Source organism: Burkholderia sp. AU4i (assembly GCF_000466765.1).
Lineage (GTDB): Bacteria > Pseudomonadota > Gammaproteobacteria > Burkholderiales > Burkholderiaceae > Burkholderia > Burkholderia cepacia.
In genome coordinates, this window is sequence record NZ_ASSI01000307.1 from 1 (window position 1) to 2,767 (window position 2,767).

Here is a 2,767-nt window from a genome sequence, read left to right on the forward strand (position 1 = left end):
GATGCCGCTTCCGCCGCACTGGCCGCGCTCGGCACGACCGGCTGCGGCAGCGCCGTGAAGCCGGCCGCGACGGCGGCGGGCCGGTTCGCGTCGCCAATCACCGGTGCGTTGACGGGTTCGGTCGCCGACGCCGCGGCGGCCACGGCCGCGGCCTCGTTCTGCGGGTTCTGGCGGTCGACGAGGTAGAAGTCGAGCACGCGGCGCGCGATCGGGCCCGCGGCCTGCGCGCCCCAGCCGCCGTTCTCGACGACCAGCGCGACGGCGATCTGCGGATGGTCGACCGGTGCGTACGCGATGAACAGCGCGTGGTCGCGCAGGTGCTCGGCGAGCAGGTGGCCCTTGTAGTTGGAGCCTTGCAGCGAGAACACCTGCGCGGTGCCGGTCTTGCCGGCGGCGAGGTACGGCGCGCCGCGGAACACCTTGTACGCGGTGCCGGACGGGTTCTCGATCACGTTCTCCATCCCGCGCTTCACGACGTCGATGTCGGCCTGCTTGAGCGGGATCACTTCGCTTTCCTTCGGCACGGTCAGGCGGCGCCCGCGCGTGATCGGATCCTCGATTTCCTTCACCAGGTGAGGCTTCATCACGACGCCGTTGTTCGCGAGCGTCGCGGTCGCGTGCGCGAGCTGCAGGATCGTGAACGAGTTGTAGCCCTGGCCGATCCCGAGGCTGATCGTCTCGCCGTCGAACCACTTCTGCTGCGCGGCCTTCTTGAACGCCTTCTTCTTCCAGTCGGTCGACGGCAGGATCCCGCGCGCCTCGCCCTGGATGTCGATCCCGGTGATCTGGCCGAAGCCGAACGGCTTCATGAAGTTCGCGATCGCGTTCACGCCGAGGTCGCGTGCGAGCATGTAGAAGTAGGTGTCGTTCGACACCATGATCGCCTTGTTCATGTCGACCCAGCCCTGGCCCGAGCGCACGTCGTTGCGGAACGTGTGGCCGCCGAACGTGAAGTAGCCGGGATCCTGGAAGCCCCAGCCCGGCGTGCGCTTGCCGAGCGTCAGGCCGGCGAGCGCCATGAACGGCTTGTAAGTCGAGCCGGGCGGGTAGGTGCCGTGCAGCGGGCGGTTCAGCAGCGGCTTGTCGGTCGAGTTGTTCAGCTCGTCCCAGGTCTGCTGGTCGATGCCGTCGACGAACGAGTTCGGGTCGAAACTCGGCGACGACACGAACGCGAGCACGTCGCCCGTCTTCGGCTCGATCGCGACCAGCGCGCCGCGCTTGCCGGCGAACGCCTGCTCGGCGACCTGCTGCAGCCCGATGTCGAGCGACAGCACGAGGTTGTTGCCGGGCGTCGCCTGCGTGCGCGACAGCGTGCGCACCGGCCGGCCGCCGGCCGTCACCTCGACTTCCTCGAAGCCCGTCAGCCCGTGCAGCTCGGTTTCGTAGCTCTGCTCGACGCCGATCTTGCCGATGTAGTCGGTGCCCTTGTAGTTGTTCGCGTCGCGGCGCGGATCGTAGTTTTCCTGGTCGCTGTCGTTGTCGTCGCTCATCGCGTCGATGCGATCCTGGTCGCGCTTCGAGATCCGGCCGATGTAGCCGATCACGTGCGCGGCCGTCGTACCGAGCGGATATTGGCGGAACAGCCGCGCGCGCACGTCGACGCCGGGGAAGCGGAAGCGCTGCGCGGTGAAGCGCGCGACTTCCTCGTCGGTGAGCCGGGTGCGGATCGGCAGGCTCTCGAAGTTCTTCGAGTCTTCCTGCAGCTTCTTGAAGCGGCGGCGGTCGCGCGCGTCGATCGGGATGATCTCGGACAGCTTGTCGATCGTGTTCTCGAGCGTGTCGTCGAGCTTCGACGGCGTGATCTCGAGCGTATAGGCCGAATAGTTCTTCGCGAGGATCACGCCGTTGCGGTCGGTGATGATCCCGCGGTTCGGCACGATCGGCGCGACCGAGATGCGGTTTTCCTCGGCCTGCAGTGCGTATTTGCCGTGCTGCATCAACTGCAGGTAGAAAAAGCGGCTCGCGAGCAGCCCGAAGCAGACGAACACGAACACGCCCGCCGCCGCGACGCGCAGGCGGAACTTCGAGAGCTGCTGTTGGGTGTCGTTGAATTCGGTCATGCGGTTACGATCGATCTGGCCCGCAGCACGGTGTGCGGCTGCGGGCGAGGGGCCGCCCCGGAGCGCGGCGGGCGTGGAGGCGGCGGGTAGTCAAGGCAGGCCCCGGGTTCAGATGGGGCGCGTATCGTCCGGATCGACCGGGCGGCGTTGCGGCATCAGCAGCAGGTGGCTCGCGATCGGCCACAGCGCCGCCTCGACGAAGCCGTCGACCAGGTAGCGCCAGCCCGGGAACGCGGCGCCCATCACGAGGCGGATCACGAACGGGACGAGCTGCGCGACGACCAGCAGCGGCGTGACGTACAGCACCTGCACGCCGATCGGCATCCACAGCACGCGACGGTGGATCGTGATCGCGCCGTACGACAGCAGCGTATAGGCGAGCGCATGCTCGCCGAGCAGCCCCGCGTCATGCACGTCCATCAGGATGCCGAGCGCGAACGCGACGCCCATCCCGACCTTGCGCGGCTGGTGGATGTTCCAGAACAGCAGCACGAGCGCGACGAAGTCGGGCACGCCGGGCAGGCGGCCCCACGGCATCAGGTTCAGCAGGAACGCGGCGGCGAGGCTGAAGACGATGAAGTAAGGATTGACCGGCTGCAGGATGTATTGCGGGCGATTCATCGCTGGGCTCCTGGTTGCCCGGCCGCGGGCTTCGCGGGCGCGGCGGCGGGCTTGGCCGCAGGCGCCGGCGCGGCAGGTGCCGGCCT

2 protein-coding genes are annotated in these 2,767 nt (G+C 68.2%); both read right to left on the reverse strand.

Translation table 11 applies throughout. From position 1 onward, the window contains the following. The coding region (gene mrdA / locus L810_RS41245) for a penicillin-binding protein 2 (RefSeq protein WP_042978275.1) at window positions 1-2,060 on the reverse strand (2,060 nt) is incomplete at its 3' end. Window positions 2,061-2,168: 108 nt separating this feature from the next. Continuing rightward, on the reverse strand, window positions 2,169-2,681 hold the full coding sequence (gene mreD / locus L810_RS41250; protein ID WP_009687274.1) for a rod shape-determining protein MreD: 513 nt from the start codon (window positions 2,679-2,681) through the stop codon (window positions 2,169-2,171). Window positions 2,682-2,767: the final 86 nt, after the last annotated feature.